Here is a 17,067-nt window from a genome sequence, read left to right as displayed (position 1 = left end):
TATCCATGAGGCGCCCTTGAAAACGGCAAGCGGTCAAATGCCGCTCCTAGGACTGGAGATTGTGTCGCAAGCCGTGGTGGCAAGGGGTTTGCCCGACGCAGGCAGGGGGCGGCAGCGCTTTACACTGGAGACTCCAACATTTTGAGCACGCAGGGACGGCCCCGACCCCCATGGCTACCGAGAGCGGCCCCAATCCCGCCCCACAGACCCAGGCGCTGATCGTGGACAGCAATGCCACATCGCGCAGCATTCTGGTGGGGCAGCTGCGCGAGTACGGCGTGACCCGCATCGTGCAATGCTCCCGTGTGCAGGACGCGCGCGCCCGGCTGGAGCACACGGTGTTCGACTACGTGCTATGCGACCAGTTTTTTGGCGAATCCAACTACTCGGGCCAGACCCTGCTGGACGACCTGCGGCGCGCACAGCTGCTGCCGTTTTCCACGGTGTTCTTCATGGTCACGGCCGAGGCGTCGTACGCCGCAGTGGCCGAGGCCGCCGAGTCGGCCCTGGACGGCTACCTGCTCAAGCCCTTCACGCCCAGCGCGCTGTTCGAGCGCCTGAGCCTGGCGCGCCTGCGCAAGATCCACCTCAAGCCCATTTTCGATGCCATCGAGGCCGAGGACTTTGAGCAGGCCGCCGCGCTGTGCGTGGAGCGTTTCGAGGCCCGCAAGCCCTATTGGCTGTACGCCGCCCGCATCGGGTCGGAGCTGCTGCTGCGCCTGGGCCGCCACGACGAGGCGCGCACCCTGTTCGAGGCCGTCATCGCGGCACGGGCCCTGCCCTGGGCCAAGCTGGGCGTGGCCCGCGCACAGATCGAATCAGGCCAGGCCGCGCGCGCCATCACCACCTTGCAAGAGCTGATTGGCGAAGACGCGTCGTTCGCCGACGCCTACGACGTGCTGGGCCGCGCGCAGGTGGAGATGGGCAATTTTTCGCAGGCCATCGAGACCTACCGCACGGCCAGCACCCTCACGCCCGACTCGGTGGTGCGGCTGCAGAAGCTGGGGATGATGTCGTACTACATGGGCGACCGCGCCACCGCCACCAAGGTGCTGGCACGCGCCACAGTGCTGGGCATTGACTCCAAGCTGTTCGACTACCAGTCGCTGGTGCTGCTGACGTTTGCGTATTACGCCGAGAACGACCGCAAGGGCATCGAGCGCTGCATGGCCGACTTTGCGCGCATCCTGGAGCGCCACTACGGCAGCGCGCGCATCCGGCGTTTTGCCGAGGTGGCGCGGGCGCTGCAGCTCATCCAGCAGCGGCAGTTCTCGCAAGCGGTTGAATCGGTGCGTGGCATGGCCCGCGAGATCACGTCCAGCACCTTCGACTTTGAGGCTGCCTGCAACCTGGGCAGCCTGCTGGCCGTATTGGCCGTCACGTCGATCGAGCTGCCCGAGGGCGACAGCTGGGTGCTGGCACTGGGCATGCGCTATGCCAACACACGCGGCTTGACCGAGCTGATGGCCAACGCCTGCAATCTGCATGAGCCTTATAGCCAACTGGTGCGAGACTGCCTGCAACGCGTCAACAAGACGGCCGAAGTCGCCATGGCGCAAAGCCTGGGCGGCGACCCTGGCGGTGCCGTGCAAAACCTGCTGGCCGAAGCCGAACGCACCCTCAACTCCAAACTGCTCGATATGGCACAGCAAGTGCTGCTACGCCATGGCGCGCGCATGGCCGCCCCCCAACCGCTGCAAGAGAGCATCGACGCACTGCGCGCACGCATGGGCAGCACCCCGGCGAGGGCCATCCTGGGGCAAGACAGTGAACGTCACCCCGGCGGAGTGGCACTGAGGGTGCGGGGCAGCAGTGACAACACGCCCACGCGCACTCCGCAGCCATCGCCCGACAGCTCGGCCCTCGGCCCGTCGCCCGCAGACGATGCCGACGATCCTGCTGCCGCCCTGCGCTTGCGGCCTCCAGACGCCTCTTGAGGCGACGCCGCCCGGCCTTGCCCCCGTTGCCGCCGGGCCATTCGGAGTCCACTCACCCGAGATGCAAAAACCGGGGGAGTAACAGGCACGCCTCGGCATTGGACGCTGAAAAACACCGGTCAGCGGCCTGCTGCCAGGGCAGCCACTCATAGGCATCGTGCTCACGCGGGCTCAGCACCACGGGCGTGGCTGCGGGCACACGCAGGCCAAACACGCGCTCACGGTTGCGCACCACGCCAGGTGCATAACGGTGCAGCCATTGGGGCCAGATGTCGTACACGTTCTCCAGCGCCCAGTCGGTCAACAGGCAACCCGGTGCCTGGGTGTCTATCCCGGTTTCTTCGGCCACTTCACGGCGTGCGGCCTCGGCAAAAGGCTCATCCAGCGCATCCTTGCTACCGGTGACCGACTGCCAATGCCCCTCGCCCCCGGTGCGGCGGATCAGCAGCACCTCCAGCGCGGGGGTGTGGATCACCACCAGCACCGACTCTGGAAGCTTGTAAGGCCGCGGTGGCCCGGCGGCGGCTACCATGGCTGTGCCTTCAGCCCCCCTTGGAGCGCTGGGCTGCCGTGGTGGTGGGCACGGGCGGGGGCAGCTCCTTGGCCTGCAACGCACGCGCCTGCACCACCAGCTGGTTGTGCGCGTCCAGAAACGCCGCAGCAATGACCTTGCCTTCATTGGTATTGCTCCAGCCAGCGCCCGCCGCACCGCCCAGCTTGCCGAACACCAGGCCGCCCACCCCCAGGTCGGTGGTGCGCGCTGAGCCTGTGGCCGCAGCTACCTGTTCGGTGGTTTCGTTGTCGGACAGCAGCAAGGCCGTCTGTGCTTCCTTGAACTTGACCTGCTCCACCAGCCCGGCCAGGCCTGCGATGTCGCGCAGTACCGGGATCATGGCGATCACCCCGGCCAGGCCCCGGCCCGCATCCTGCTCGCTGAACGTGAGGCTGGGCGTGAGCGTGTACTGCGCCTCGTACCCCTTGCCCTTGGCCACGGTGGAGTTGTTCTTGCGCAGGATGCCGGCGTCCTTCAATTCCTGCTCCTGCACAGTGCCCTTCAGGCCCGCTGCCCGGTCCACCACGCGGAAACACCCGCTCTGCTGGGCCAGCAGCTTGACCAGCGGCACCGGCGACGCGGGCAGCTGGTAGCCCGAGCCCATGATGTAGCCATTGGGGTTCTCGGCCAGCGCCAGCGTGGCCACGGGCGCATCGCAACGCACCAGCTCACGTGCCGCGTTCTGCGCGCCCTGGGGCCCGGCCGAGCCCGTGACCACCGAACCGCCCTGTCCCAGTTCGGTCTTCTTCTCGCCGCATCCGGCCAGTGCGATGCATGCGGCCGCAAGCAGCCAATGGGAGCGTGTCAACAAACGCATGGAAGTACCTCTTTCAGTCCGCGCCCGGCGGCCAGTGCCCGATGCGCCGCGCATGAAAAAAGCGGCCAGGGCGCAAGGCCCGAGCCGCTTGGTGTGCGATGCATGGCTGCATGCGCGAAGGACGTGATGCGTCCGGAATCAGGCCGCAGTCTTGACCGCGTCGGGGTTGCGCAGGCGGATGTGCAGCTCGCGCAGCTGCTTTTCGTCCACGGGGCTGGGCGCCTGCGTGAGCAGACACTGGGCGCGCTGGGTCTTGGGGAAGGCGATCACGTCGCGGATTGACTCAGCACCGGTCATCAGCGTCACGATGCGGTCCAGGCCAAAGGCCAGACCGCCGTGCGGAGGCGCGCCGTACTGCAGCGCATCCAGCAGGAAGCCGAACTTGAGTTGGGCTTCTTCAGGCGTGATGTTGAGGGCGTCAAACACCTTCTGCTGCACGTCGGCGCGATGGATACGGACGGAGCCGCCACCCATTTCCCAGCCGTTGAGCACCATGTCGTAGCCCTTGGAGATGCACTTCTCGGGCGCAGTGACCATCCAGTCTTCGTGACCATCCTTGGGGCTGGTGAAGGGGTGGTGCACCGAGTTCCAGCGCTGGTTTTCCTCGTCGTACTCAAACATCGGGAAGTCGACCACCCACAGCGGGGCCCAGCGGTTCTCGAACAGGCCGTTCTTCTTGCCGAACTCGCTGTGGCCGATCTTGATACGCAGCGCGCCAATCGCGTCGTTGACGATCTTTTCCTTGTCGGCACCGAAGAAGATCAGGTCGCCATCCTGTGCGCCAGTGCGCTCCAGCACGGCTTGCAGGGCTGCGTCGTGGATGTTCTTCACGATGGGCGACTGAAGACCGTCACGGCCCTTGGCCAGTTCGTTGACGCGGATGTAGGCCAGGCCCTTGGCGCCGTAGATCTTGACAAACTCGGTGTAGGCGTCGATTTCGCCACGGCTGATGCCGCCGCCTTCGACCGAGCCACCGGGCACGCGCAGGCCGACCACGCGGCCATTCTTCATGTTGGCGGCGCCCGAGAACACCTTGAAGTCCACGTCCTTCATCACGTCGGTCAGCTCGGTGAATTCGAGCTTCACGCGCAGGTCGGGCTTGTCGGAGCCATACAGGCGCGCAGCGTCCTGGTAGGTCATGACGGGGAACTCGCCCAGGTCCACGCCCAGCGTGTTCTGGAACACCGTCTTGATCATGCCCTGGAACATGTCGCGGATGTCCTGCTCTTCCATGAACGATGTCTCGATATCGATCTGGGTGAACTCAGGCTGGCGGTCAGCACGCAAGTCTTCGTCGCGGAAGCACTTGGTGATCTGGTAGTAGCGGTCGAAGCCCGCCACCATCAGCAGCTGCTTGAACAGCTGGGGCGACTGGGGCAATGCGAAGAAATGGCCGTCGTGCACGCGGCTGGGCACGAGGTAGTCGCGCGCGCCTTCGGGCGTGCTCTTGGTGAGCATGGGGGTTTCGATGTCAATGAAGCCATTCGCATCGAGGAACTTGCGCACCTCCATCGCCACCTTGTAGCGCAGCATCAGGTTGTTCTGCATGTACGGGCGGCGCAGGTCCAGCACGCGGTGCGTGAGGCGCGTGGTTTCCGACAGGTTTTCCTCGTCAATCTGGAACGGAGGCGTGACGGAGGGGTTGAGCACGTTCAGCTCATGGCACAGCACTTCGATCTGGCCGGTCTTGAGCTTGTCGTTGGTGGTGCCTGCGGGGCGTGCGCGCACCACACCCTTGACCTGCACGCAGAACTCGTTGCGCACGCCTTCGGCGACCTTGAACATCTCGGCGCGGTCGGGGTCGCACACCACCTGCACGTAGCCTTCACGGTCGCGCAGGTCGATGAAGATCACGCCACCATGGTCACGGCGGCGGTTCACCCAGCCCGACAGGGTAACGGTTTGGCCCAACAGGGCTTCGGTCACAAGACCGCAATAGTGGGAACGCATGGCCATGACAAAACTTCCGGCGCCGCAGGGCGCGTTGACGTTGAAAGAGATTGCTTTTCTTACTTGGGTGGGGGCAGCGTAGGGTCCGCTGGAGCCACCACACCCATGGAGACGATGTACTTGAGGGCGCTGTCCACACTCATTTCGAGCTCGACACAGTCGCTCTTGCGCACCATCACAAAATACCCCCCCGTGGGGTTGGGGGTGGTGGGCACGTACACGCTGACGAACTCGTCGCGCAGGTACGCAGCCACTTCACCATTGGGGGCGCCGGTGACGAACGCCACGGTCCATACCCCTTCGCGGGGCCACTGCACGAGCACGGCCTTGCGAAAGGCATTGCCGCTCTCGGAGAACAGCGTGTCCGACACCTGCTTGACGCTGGAGTAGATAGAGCGCACCACCGGAATGCGGTGCACCAGCGCGTCGCCCCACTGCACAAGCTTGCGGCCCGCAAAGTTGCTGGCAATGGCGCCCACCACGAGCAAGATGGCCAGCGTGAGGACCACACCAAAGCCCGGGACATGCACTCCGAGCAGCTTGTCGGGCTGCCACGCGCCGGGCAGGATCTGCAGGGTCTGGTCGAGCGTGCTCACAATCCAGTTGAGCACCCAGGCCGTGATGACACCGGGCACGATGACCAGAAGGCCTGTCAACAGCCATTTGCGCAGGGCAGCCATGCAGGTCCTCAGCTCGAAGAGGAAGAAGTGCCACTGGTACCCGCGGTGCCGGTAGCGCTGGCAGTGCTTGTGCTAGCCGCTTCCTTTTTAGGAGCATCACCGCCACTGGCAGGTGCCGCTGATTCAGTCTTGGACTCCGACTTGGCCTCGGTGGCCGGGGCGGAGTTGCCACCGTTTCCGCCACGGAAATCGGTCACGTACCAGCCCGAGCCCTTGAGCTGAAAACCTGCGGCAGTGACCTGCTTGGAGAAGGCTTCGGCGCCGCAGGCGGGGCACACCGTCAGGGGTGCGTCGGAGATTTTTTGCAGCATATCCTTGGCATGGCCACAGGAGCCGCATTTGTAGGCGTAAATAGGCATGTCAGTGTGTTGAGGGAAAGTGCAAAACCCTCAATTATAGGCGGCATGCCCCTTTACCCCCCGCGTTACTCGACCCCAACCATCTTGTGGTGGGAGGCATGGCTGTTGCGGATGGCCTGTGGCCCGAGGGAGCCGATCAGCATGCCCGCCAGCGCGGCCAGCAAACCCGCCAGCTGCGCAGGAAAGATTGCCCCCGCCGGAGTAGACAGGAACAACAGCCAGGTCACCAGGCCCAGCACGATGGCAAAGATGGCGCCCTGCGTAGTGGCACGCTTCCAGTACAGGCCGAACACCAGTGGCACAAACGCTCCCACCAGCGGCACCTGATAGGCACCCGACACCAGCTCATAGATGGAAGTACCCTGCATGTAGATGGCATAGGCCAACACGCAGGCGCTGAAAACGAGCGTGGTGATGCGCATGGTGCGCAGATGCTGCTTGTCCGAGCTGTGCGGACGGAACTGGCGCCAGATGTTTTCGGTGAAAGTGACGCTGGGCGCCAGCAGCGTGGCAGAGGCCGTGGACTTGAGCGCCGACAGCAGGGCCCCAAAGAACAGCACCTGCATCACAAATGGCATCTTCTCCAGCACCAGCGTGGGCAGCACCTTTTGCGGGTCGTCCTTGAGCAGCGCAGCCGTTTCCGTGGGCATGATGATGAGCGCGCTGGCCACCAGGAACATGGGCACAAAGGCGAACAGGATGTAGCAGATGCCACCAATCACGGGGCCGCGCGTGGCTGCCTGGATGTTGTTGGCCGACATCACACGCTGAAAGACGTCCTGCTGCGGGATGGAGCCGAACATCATGGTCACGCCCGCGGCGATGAAGAACACCACGTCATGGAACTTGGGCTCAGGCAGGAACCGGAACAGCTCACGGCTGGACGCGAACTCGATCACTTTGTCTGCCCCCCCGGCCATGTTGCCCGCAAACACGGCAATGACGGCCAGGCCCACCACCAGGATGATCATCTGGATGAAGTCGGTGACCGCCACCGACCACATGCCGCCGAACAGCGTGTACGCCAGGATGGAGACCACACCAATCGTCATGCCCACCGGAATGCTGATGGCACCGCCAGACAGCAGGTTGAACACCAGGCCCAGCGCTGTGACCTGGGCAGAAACCCAGCCCAGGTAGCTCAACATGATGATCAGCGAGCAGACGATTTCCACCGTGCGGCCATAGCGTTCGCGGTAATAGTCGCTGATGGTGAGCAGCGTCATGCGGTACAGCTTGCCGGCAAAGAACAGGCCGACCAGGATCAGGCAGAAGCCCGCGCCGAATGGGTCTTCCACCACATTGCCCAGACCGCCCTCGATGAACTTGGCGGGAATGCCCAGCACGGTCTCCGACCCAAACCAGGTGGCAAACGTGGTGGTGATGATCATGTACAGCGGCAGGTGGCGCCCGGCAATGGCAAAGTCCGCAGCGTTCTTCACACGTCGGGCTGCCAGCAAGCCGATGCCGATGGTGATCAGCAGGTAAACGATAACCAGGGTCAGCAGCACAGCGCGCTCCTCTCTCTTTTTGTCTCGGTCGGTCCAGGGTGAAGAAATCCGACCTGCACCCCGGCGCTCCCCACACCGGGGCACCGGGCATGCAGATCGTCAGAAAAGCCGGATTCTGATCAGCAGTTGGATGAGCAGCAAGCCCAGCACAAACCCGACCCCAGCAAAAATGATGCCTTGCAGCAGCCGGTTGGTGCGTTTTTGCGCTTCCAGCAGTTCACGCAGTGCAGGCTCGTGGTCTGCCGGGCGCTGGCGCAGCGCGTCGTAGATGAGTCGTGGCAGCTCGGGCAGCAGCTTGGCATAGTGCGGCGCCTCGGCCCGCAGCTCGCGCCACAGGCGCTGGGGGCCCATCTGCTCCAGCATCCACTTTTCAAGGAAGGGCTTGGCCGTGCTCCACAGGTCCAGGTCCGGGTCCAGCTCGCGGCCCAGGCCCTCAATGTTGAGCAGGGTCTTTTGCAGCAGCACCAGCTGGGGCTGAATCTCGACATGAAAGCGGCGCGAGGTCTGGAACAGCCGCATCAGCACCAGGCCCAGCGAGATTTCCTTGAGTGGGCGGTCAAAATATGGCTCGCACACGGCGCGGATGGCCGACTCGAGGTCATTGACCCGCGTTTCGGGCGGCACCCAGCCGCTTTCGATGTGCAGCTCTGCCACCCGCTTGTAGTCGCGCCGGAAGAACGCCACAAAGTTCTGCGCCAGGTATTCCTTGTCCACTTCGGTCAGCGTGCCCACGATGCCGAAGTCCAGCGAGATGTAGCGGCCGAACGTGGCAGGCTCCAGACTCACCTGGATGTTGCCCGGGTGCATATCGGCGTGAAAAAAACCGTCGCGAAACACCTGGGTGAAGAAGATGGTGACGCCGTCGCGCGCCAGCTTGGGGATGTCCACACCGGCCTCCCGCAGGCGGTCGATCTGGCTGATGGGCACACCGTTCATGCGCTGCATCACCATGACCTCGGGGTGGCAGAAGTCCCAGAAGATCTCTGGGATCAGCACCAGGTCCAGCCCGGTCATGTTGCGGCGCAGCTGCGCAGCGTTGGCAGCCTCGCGCACCAGGTCCAGTTCGTCGTGCAGGTAGTTGTCAAACTCTGCCACCACCTCACGGGGCTTCAGGCGCTTGCCATCGGCAGACAGGCTCTCCACCCATCCCGCCATCATGCGCATGAGGCTCAGGTCCTTCTCGATCACCGGCAGCATGCCAGGCCGCAGTACCTTGACCGCTACCTCGCGCTCAATGCCCTGGCGGTCGCGCAGCGTGGCGAAATGCACCTGGGCGATGGACGCGCTGGCCACCGGTGTGCGGTCGAAGGAGGTGAACACCTCGTCCACCGGACGACGGAAGGCACGCTCGATGGTGGCGATGGCGATGTCGGGGTCGAATGGCGGCACGCGGTCCTGCAGGCGGGCCAGTTCGTCGGCGATGTCGGGCGGAAGCAGGTCGCGGCGGGTGGACAGCACCTGGCCGAACTTGACGAAGATAGGCCCCAGGCTTTCCAGCGCCTCGCGCAGGCGTTGCCCACGCGGCGCATCCAGATTGCGCCCGATGGACACGATGCGCGAGATCATGCGCAGCCAGGGCTTTTGAAAGCTGTCGAGCAGCAAGCCATCCAGGCCGAACCGGAACACCACCCACAGGATGGCCGCCCCCCGCAAGAAGCGCTTCATGCGTCGGCCCGGTCCGAACCAGCCGAAGGTGACAGCGGCGCCGCCGCCGGCGCGCCGGGCGCCACCGGTGCCGTCGACACGACCACTGCAGAAGACGCCGCGCTGGCGGCAGCCATGCGCGAACCCACAAACTGGCGCAGCGCCTGCGCAGCCCGGCTGGCGAACTGTGCCAGCGTATGCGCAGGGGCATCGCCAATCACGCGGGCCAGGTCTTCCTCCACGTCCCAGCGCACATGGTCCACCAGCCAGTTGATCTCGGCCGCCAGTTGCACATCGCCCTCAATGCGGATGGAGGGCTTATCGCCCCGCAACGCAGCCTGGGCCAGGGTGATGGGGGAGGTATCGGTCACTTCCAGCCGCAGGTCTGGCACCGCGGATTCGGGCGCCAGGTTGAACAGGCCCGCAGGGGTGATCACCAGCGACAGGGAGTAGGCCCGCCACTGCACCCTGGCGATGCGGCCCTTTTGGCGCACCAGCCGGTCCGTGGCTTCTTTCTCCTGCATCAGCACATGGTTGAGAAACAGCACCAGGCGCTGCTGCACCTCGTGGACCAGCCATTGCGGGGGCTGCGGGCCGGCTGCCAGGCGCTCGAAGAGGCCGTCCAGAAAAGGAAAAGGGGACTGTGGTGTTGCCATAGTCCCCGATTATTCCCTGAACTGGAATGCCCCTGGCACGCAGGGGCCCCGTGGGCGGTGTTTACTGCAGGGCTTGCACGCCTGCCACCAGCCAGCCGGTGTTGCCTGCCTTGGGCTTGGTCATGTTCCAGACCTCACGGAAGGGGCTGGGCCCGGCCGAGGGTTCTTCGCGGATCATGCCCGAGAACTCGACGCTGGCCATGTAGCCGTCGCCCAGGTCTTCGATGCCCAGCAGCTGCGCTTCGATCATGACCACATCGGTGTGATTGGGCTGCGTGCCCCGGTGGGCTTCGCGCTCGGTCAGCTGGGTGCGGATCTCATCGAGCATGTTGTCCGTCATCATGGACCGCAGGGTGGCGATGTCCGAGCGGTCCCACGCGCCCTGCAAGGTCACGAAGTTGCGCTTGGCGGCCGCCAGGAAACCCTCGGTGTCGAAATCGGCGGGCACACCCCAGTTCTGCGAACCCGACAGGCCCGAACCGATCACCACACCCGAACCCACGCCACCCTGCCCGGCACGCGAGGCATCAAATGCCATGCTGCTGCGCTCCCAGGGGCGGGCCGATGCGTCGTTGCCCACGTTGTTGGGGCTGTACTGCGGCGGCACCTGGGCAGCGGCGGGCGTTGCAGCCCCTGCGCCCTGGAAGGCGAACGGGGCACCACCTGCAGCATTGCCCGAGCCATTGCTACCGCCGTTGCGCGACCGCATGACCATCTTGAAGATGGCAAACGCCGCCAGCGCCAGCAGCGCAATCATCAGGATGTTGCCAAAGCCCGCGCCCAGGCCCAGCGAGTGCGCCAGCCAGGCCAGACCCAGACCCGCCGCCAGGCCGCCCAACATGGCACCCCAGGGCTTCTTGGCCGGCGCGGCCGGAGCCGCTGCCGGCGTGGCGGTAGCAGGCTTGGCTGCCGCAGCCGTGTTGGTCGCGCTTTGTGCCGGTGCGCCCGGCGTGGCGGGCGGCGTGGCCGACTCGCGCTGCGTCACATTGCTGGACTGCTTGCCCACCGATTTGCCACCACCCAGTCGCCGCGCGGCGTCGGCATCGGCGTGCGCAAACGCCAGCATCGCGACCAACACCACAGACCACAGTTTCATCATGACTTCTCCGTCTCCGTTATCGACCGAGCAAACCGCTCAGCACTTGATTCCAACATGGAGGGCCACAATGCCCCCCGTCATGTTGTGATAGTCCACATGCCCAAAACCATTTTTCTGCATGAGGCTTTTGAGTTCTTCCTGCCCCGGGTGCATGCGGATGGACTCCGCCAGATACCGGTAGCTCGCGTCGTCGCCCGCTACCAGCTTGCCCAGCTGGGGCAGCACCTTGAACGAGTACCAGTCGTACACCTTGGTCAGCGGCTGCGCCACTTTGGAAAACTCCAGCACCAGCAGCTTGCCGCCGGGCTTGAGCACACGGCACATTTCGGCAATGGCCTGGTCCTTGTGGGTCATGTTGCGCAAGCCAAAAGCCACGCTCACCACGTCGAAATGCGCGTCGGGAAACGGCAGCTTTTCAGCGTCGCAGACCAGCGTAGGCAGCACCACGCCCTCGTTGATGAGACGGTCACGGCCCACACGCAGCATTGCCTCGTTGATGTCGGTGTGCACCACACGGCCCGACGCCCCCACCTTCTTGGAAAACGCCACTGCCAGGTCACCGGTGCCCCCCGCAATGTCCAGCACCTGGCTGCCTTCGCGCAGGTTGGCCACCATCACGGTGTAGGCCTTCCAGGCACGGTGCAGGCCCGCCGACATGAGGTCGTTCATCACGTCGTACTTGGAGGCCACGGAATCAAACACACCGCGCACGCGGCGCGCCTTTTCCTGCTCGTCCACCGACTGAAAACCGAAATGCGTGGTGCTCATAAGAATCATGCTAGGCGCGTGAACGCCAGAGGTACAGCGACAACCCCGCACTGAATTGGGGCATCTGTCGCAATTTGGAGAACACTATTGAAACAAAAACAGCCGCTAGCGCAAGCAAATATTGCGCTGATAGCTATATTTTCAGTAGCACCTTGCCGCACAGGGACTTGTGCGGCTTTTGGCGGCGGGCCCCTGAACAGGCCTGCCGAGGGCGTCAGTGACTGCCGCAGGCGTGGCCCCCTGCACCACCCTTGGGCGCCATGGGTGCATCACGGTCGGCCCCCGCCGCAGCCAGCCGCTCGGTGTACTGGGCCCACAGTGCGTCCTGCTTCTGGCCCAGCTCGTAGAGATAGTCCCAGGTGAAGATGCCGCTGTCGTGGCCGTCGGAGAACGTGGGCTTGACCGCGTAGTTGCCCACAGGCTCTAGGTTGATGAGCGCCACATTGCGCTTGCCCGTCTGCAGCACCTCCTGCCCCGGGCCGTGGCCTTGCACCTCGGCCGAGGGCGAGTACACGCGCATCAGCTCGAACGGAATGCGGAATGTGGCGCCATCCGAAAAACCCACCTCCAGCACGCGCGACTGTTCATGCACCGTCAGGGCCTGCGGCGTGGGAGCGCCCGCTTTCAAACCTGCCATGGAATCACCTTGAGAAAACTGTTGTCAGAAACGACGGCTGCCATTGTCCCACCCGCCCCGGCACACGCTGCCAGCAAGGTTACCGGGCGGCCCACTGCGCCAGCTGGGACTGCAGCTGCGCTTCCAGCGCGGGCAACAGGGCCCGCAGGGCGGCCTCTTGCTCGGCCGGGCTGGGCCGCTGCGCAGCGGCCCATACCGGGGCCGGGAAGTGGCTGTCCCAGTCAAACCGCGCAATCACGTGCCAGTGCAGGTGCGGCACCATGTTGCCCAGCGCTGCGATGTTGACCTTGGTCGGCGACAGGTGCTGGCGCAGCGCCTGCTCCACCAGGGTCACGGCTTCCATGCAATGCGCACGGTCAGCGGCGGCCAGGTCCGAGAACTCGGCCACATGCGCGTTCCAGACCACGCGGTAAAAGGCGGGGAACCCCGCCTCCTGCGCACGGATGACACGCAGGCGCTCGCCACGCCAGACCAATGCGCCGCCGTCTTCAGCGCACAAGGGGCAGGTCATCAGACCAGCACCCGCTCAATGCCGCCGTTGTTGGCTCGGTGTACGTACTCAGGCATCCAGTTCTCGCCCAGGATCTCGCGCGCCATCTCGACCACGATGTAGTCGGCTTCGAGCAAGCCGTTGTTCAGGTCGCCTTCGTAGCGGTTCAGGCCCTGCAGGCAGCTGGGGCAGCTGGTGAGGATCTTCACGTTGTCCTGCGCGCCGACAGCACCGCTGGCACGCAGCTGGGCTTCGCCCTTCTTGATCTCTTCTTCCTTGCGGAAGCGCACCTGCGTGGACACGTCGGGCCGGGTCACACCCAGCGTGCCCGACTCGCCGCAGCAACGCTCGCTCTTCAAGACCTGCTCGCCCACCAGCGCCTTCACGGTCTTCATCGAGTCCTGCAGCTTCATGGGGTTGTGGCAAGGCTCGTGGTACAGGTAGGCACCCTTGCCCTGCAGCTGGATGCCCTTTTCCAGCAGGTACTCGTGGATGTCGATGATGCGGCTGCCCGGGAAGATCTTGTCAAACTCGTAGCCCTGCAGCTGGTCGTAGCAGGTGCCGCAACTCACCACCACGGTCTTGATGTCGAGGTAGTTGAGCGTGTTGGCCACGCGGTGGAAGAGCACACGGTTGTCCGTGATCATCTTCTCGGCCTTGTCGAACTGGCCCGAGCCGCGCTGGGGGTAGCCGCAGCACAGGTAGCCCGGCGGCAGCACCGTCTGCACACCCGCGTGCCACAGCATGGCCTGGGTTGCCAAGCCCACCTGCGAGAACAAGCGCTCCGAGCCACAGCCCGGGAAGTAGAACACCGCCTCGGTCTCGGCCGTGGTGGCCTGCGGGTTGCGGATGATCGGCACGTAGTCCTTGTCTTCGATGTCGAGCAGCGCACGCGCCGTCTTCTTGGGCAGGCCGCCGGGCAGCTTCTTGTTGATGAAGTGGATCACCTGCTCCTTGATCGGAGCCGTGCCCACCGTGGCCGGCGGCTTGGCCGTCTGCTTGCGGCCCACCTTGCGCAGCAGGTCCACGGCCATGCGCTGGGCCTTGAAGCCCACGTCCACCATGGCCGAGCGCATCAGCTTGATGGTGTCCGGGTTGGTGGCGTTGAGCATGGTCATCGCCAGCGCGTTGCCGGGGCGGAAGGTCTTCTTGCCCATCTTGCGCAGCAGGTTGCGCATGTTCATGGTGACGTCGCCGAAGTCGATCTTCACCGGGCAAGGGCTCTCGCACTTGTGGCACACCGTGCAGTGGTCGGCCACGTCTTCAAACTCCTGCCAGTGCTTGATGCTCACGCCCCGGCGGGTCTGCTCTTCGTACAAAAACGCCTCGACCAGCAGCGAGGTCGCCAAGATCTTATTGCGCGGGCTGTACAGCAGATTGGCGCGTGGCACGTGCGTGGAGCACACGGGCTTGCACTTGCCGCAGCGCAGGCAGTCCTTGACCGAATCGGCAATGGCGCCGATGTCGCTCTGCTGCATGATCAGCGACTCGTGGCCCATCAGCCCGAAGCTGGGCGTGTAGGCGTTGGTCAGATCGGCATGCAGCGCAGGTTTTGAGGCCAAATCGGCGCCAAGCGCTAGTGGAACATGCCCGGATTGCTCCTGATTTCGGAGCAACTTGCCCTTGTTGAAACGGCCTTCCGGGTCCACCTTGCGCTTGTACTCGGCAAAGGGACGCAGCTCGTCGTCGGTCAAAAACTCCAGCTTGGTGATGCCAATGCCGTGTTCGCCCGAGATCACACCATTGAGGCTGCGCGCCAGCACCATGATGCGCGCCACGGCCTCGTGCGCCGTCTGCAGCATCTCGTAGTCGTCGCTGTTGACGGGGATGTTGGTGTGCACATTGCCGTCGCCAGCGTGCATGTGCAGCGCCACCCACACGCGGCCCTTGAGCACGCGCTTGTGGATGGCCACGGCCTCGTCCAGGATGGGCTTGAACGCCGCACCGGTGAAGATGGCCTGCAGCGGCGCCCGCAGCTGGGTCTTCCAGCTGGCGCGCAGCGTGTGGTCCTGCAGCTGGGGGAACAGGGTTTCCACATCGTGCAGCCAGCCTTGCCAGAGGGCGCGCACCTCTTCCACCAGGGCGATGGCCTGGGCCACGCGGTCTTGCAAAAGCTCGGGAGAAGGCACCTCGTCGTCGGCGTCGTGCTTGCCCAGGGGCAGGTTGCCACGCTCGAAGAACTCGGTCAGCGCGTCGCAGAGCTTGAGCTTGTTGCGCAGGGAGAGTTCGATGTTGATGCGCTCGATGCCGTCGGTGTACTCGGCCATGCGCGGCAGCGGGATCACCACGTCTTCGTTGATCTTGAAGGCGTTGGTGTGGCGGCTGATAGCCGCCGTCTTCTTGCGGTCGGCCCAGAACTTCTTGCGCGCATCGGCCGTGATGGCCACAAAGCCTTCGCCGCTGCGGGTGTTGGCCAGGCGCACCACTTCGCTGGTCACGCGGGCCACGTCATCGGCGTTGTCGCCGGCAATGTCGCCAATCAGCACCATCTTGGGCAGGCCGCCGTTGCCTTTCTTGCTCTTGGTGGCGTAGCCCACGGCCTTCAGGTAACGGTCGTCCAGGTGCTCCAGGCCCGCCAGCAGCACGCCACTGCGCTTTTGCTCGGCAAACATGAAGTCCTTGATCTCGACGATGCTGGGCACGGCGTCCTTGGCGTTGCCGAAGAACTCCAGGCACACGGTGCGCGTATGCTCGGGCATGCGGTGCACCACCCAGCGCGCGCTGGTGATGAGGCCGTCGCAGCCTTCCTTCTGGATGCCGGGCAGTCCGGCGAGGAACTTGTCCGTCACGTCCTTGCCCAGGCCTTCCTTGCGGAAAGTCTTGCCCGGAATGCTCAGGCGCTCGGTGCGCACGGGCGTCTTGCCATCGGCCTCGAAATACTGCAGCTCGAAAGTGGCCACTTCCACGTCATGGATCTTGCCCATGTTGTGGTCCAGGCGCGTCACCTCCAGCCACTGGGCGTCGGGCGTGACCATGCGCCAGCTGGCCAGGTTGTCCAGCGCAGTGCCCCAGAGCACGGCCTTCTTGCCGCCCGCGTTCATGGCGATATTGCCGCCAATGCACGATGCCTCGGCGCTCGTCGGGTCCACCGCAAACACAAAGCCCGCACGCTCGGCCGCATCGGCCACACGCTGGGTGACCACGCCGGCCTCGGTCCACACCGTGCCCACCTCGCGGTCCAGGCCCGGCAGGCGGCGCATCTCCACCTCGGTCATGGCTTCGAGCTTTTCGGTGTTGATGACCACGCTCTTCCAGGTCAGCGGGATCGCGCCGCCGGTGTAGCCGGTGCCGCCCCCACGCGGAATGATGGTCAGGCCCAGTTCGATACAGCCCTTGACCAGGCCTGCCATCTCTGCCTCGGTGTCGGGCGTGAGCACCACAAAGGGGTACTCGACGCGCCAGTCGGTCGCGTCGGTCACGTGGGACACGCGCGAGAGGCCGTCGAACTTGATGTTGTCCTTGGCCGTGAGGCGGCCCAGGGTTTTCTGGATCTGGCGGCGCAGCTGCGCGGCCTGCTCGAAAGTGGCGTTGAACTCGGCCACCGCACGGCGCGCGGCGACGACGAGCTCGCCCACGAGGCGGTCGCGGTCGGCGTCGTCGGCGGGGGTGCGGCGCTTTTCGATCTCGGCCAGCCGGTGGTTCAGCGCATCAACCAGCAGCTTGCGGCGGCCGGGGTTGTCCAGCAGGTCGTCCTGCAGGTAGGGGTTGCGCTGCACCACCCAGATATCGCCCAGCACCTCATACAGCATGCGGGCCGAGCGGCCCGTGCGGCGCTCTTTGCGCAATTGGTCCAGCACCTCCCAGGAGGCGGAGCCCAGCAGCCGGATCACGATCTCCCGGTCGGAGAACGAGGTGTAGTTATAGGGAATTTCTCGCAGTCGGGCAGGCTCGGCGGCCTGCGTCTGCAAGGCCGCCAGCGCGATCGGTACATTCATGGGGGTCTACCTGGGGTGGGGGCGCGATTTT

At 64.8% G+C, this 17,067-nt stretch carries 14 protein-coding genes; 1 reads left to right on the top strand and 13 read right to left on the bottom strand.

The window, feature by feature from the left end; all coding sequences use genetic code 11:
- Positions 1-170: 170 nt before the first annotated feature.
- Entirely contained in the window at positions 171-1,937 is a 1,767-nt protein-coding gene (locus C8C95_RS14730; protein WP_056060415.1) for a tetratricopeptide repeat protein, read from the top strand.
- A gap of 52 nt (positions 1,938-1,989) precedes the next feature.
- On the opposite strand, the gene nudB is transcribed toward C8C95_RS14730, so the two are convergent.
- From nudB to C8C95_RS14665, 13 genes are all read right to left on the bottom strand, one after another.
- Complete coding sequence (gene nudB, locus C8C95_RS14725) at positions 1,990-2,469, bottom strand: dihydroneopterin triphosphate diphosphatase (protein WP_116749060.1); 480 nt, start codon at positions 2,467-2,469, stop codon at positions 1,990-1,992.
- Positions 2,470-2,479: 10 nt separating this feature from the next.
- Positions 2,480-3,307 (bottom strand): CsgG/HfaB family protein, encoded by an 828-nt coding sequence (locus C8C95_RS14720; RefSeq protein ID WP_116749059.1) that lies wholly within the window; start codon positions 3,305-3,307, stop codon positions 2,480-2,482.
- A gap of 138 nt (positions 3,308-3,445) precedes the next feature.
- Entirely contained in the window at positions 3,446-5,263 is a 1,818-nt protein-coding gene (aspS, locus tag C8C95_RS14715; RefSeq protein ID WP_056060406.1) for an aspartate--tRNA ligase, read from the bottom strand.
- A gap of 53 nt (positions 5,264-5,316) precedes the next feature.
- Complete coding sequence (locus C8C95_RS14710; RefSeq protein ID WP_056747297.1) at positions 5,317-5,937, bottom strand: DUF502 domain-containing protein; 621 nt, start codon at positions 5,935-5,937, stop codon at positions 5,317-5,319.
- Positions 5,938-5,945: 8 nt separating this feature from the next.
- Entirely contained in the window at positions 5,946-6,296 is a 351-nt protein-coding gene (locus C8C95_RS14705; RefSeq protein ID WP_116749058.1) for an FmdB family zinc ribbon protein, read from the bottom strand.
- A 65-nt stretch (positions 6,297-6,361) separates the two neighbouring features.
- Positions 6,362-7,807: a sodium:solute symporter family protein gene (locus C8C95_RS14700; protein WP_056060397.1), complete on the bottom strand. Its 1,446-nt coding sequence runs from the start codon at positions 7,805-7,807 to the stop codon at positions 6,362-6,364.
- A gap of 99 nt (positions 7,808-7,906) precedes the next feature.
- Entirely contained in the window at positions 7,907-9,472 is a 1,566-nt protein-coding gene (ubiB, locus tag C8C95_RS14695; protein ID WP_056747295.1) for a ubiquinone biosynthesis regulatory protein kinase UbiB, read from the bottom strand.
- On the bottom strand, positions 9,469-10,107 hold the full coding sequence (locus C8C95_RS14690; protein ID WP_108498344.1) for a hypothetical protein: 639 nt from the start codon (positions 10,105-10,107) through the stop codon (positions 9,469-9,471). Before C8C95_RS14690 ends, ubiB begins: the two co-directional genes overlap by 4 nt.
- Positions 10,108-10,168: 61 nt before the next feature.
- The gene (locus C8C95_RS14685; RefSeq protein WP_056060388.1) at positions 10,169-11,206 is read right to left on the bottom strand and encodes a Tim44-like domain-containing protein; all 1,038 of its coding nucleotides are present in this window, start codon (positions 11,204-11,206) and stop codon (positions 10,169-10,171) included.
- Between the two features lie 36 nt (positions 11,207-11,242).
- A complete protein-coding gene (gene ubiE, locus C8C95_RS14680; RefSeq protein ID WP_116749057.1) occupies positions 11,243-11,974 on the bottom strand; it encodes a bifunctional demethylmenaquinone methyltransferase/2-methoxy-6-polyprenyl-1,4-benzoquinol methylase UbiE in 732 nt (243 codons plus the stop codon).
- Between the two features lie 214 nt (positions 11,975-12,188).
- Positions 12,189-12,611, bottom strand: coding sequence for a DUF971 domain-containing protein (locus C8C95_RS14675; protein WP_099731079.1), 423 nt, complete (start codon positions 12,609-12,611; stop codon positions 12,189-12,191).
- A gap of 79 nt (positions 12,612-12,690) precedes the next feature.
- Entirely contained in the window at positions 12,691-13,122 is a 432-nt protein-coding gene (locus C8C95_RS14670) for an HIT family protein (RefSeq protein WP_116749056.1), read from the bottom strand.
- A complete protein-coding gene (locus C8C95_RS14665) occupies positions 13,122-17,036 on the bottom strand; it encodes an FAD/FMN-binding oxidoreductase (RefSeq protein WP_116749055.1) in 3,915 nt (1,304 codons plus the stop codon). Before C8C95_RS14665 ends, C8C95_RS14670 begins: the two co-directional genes overlap by 1 nt.
- Between the last annotated feature and the right edge of the window lie 31 nt (positions 17,037-17,067).

It is taken from the genome of Acidovorax sp. 99, from assembly GCF_003096455.1.
In the GTDB taxonomy this organism is placed as follows: Bacteria; Pseudomonadota; Gammaproteobacteria; order Burkholderiales; family Burkholderiaceae_C; genus Acidovorax; species Acidovorax delafieldii.
The sequence above is the reverse complement of the archived record's forward strand: the minus strand, read 5'-3'. Positions and strand labels throughout refer to the sequence as shown.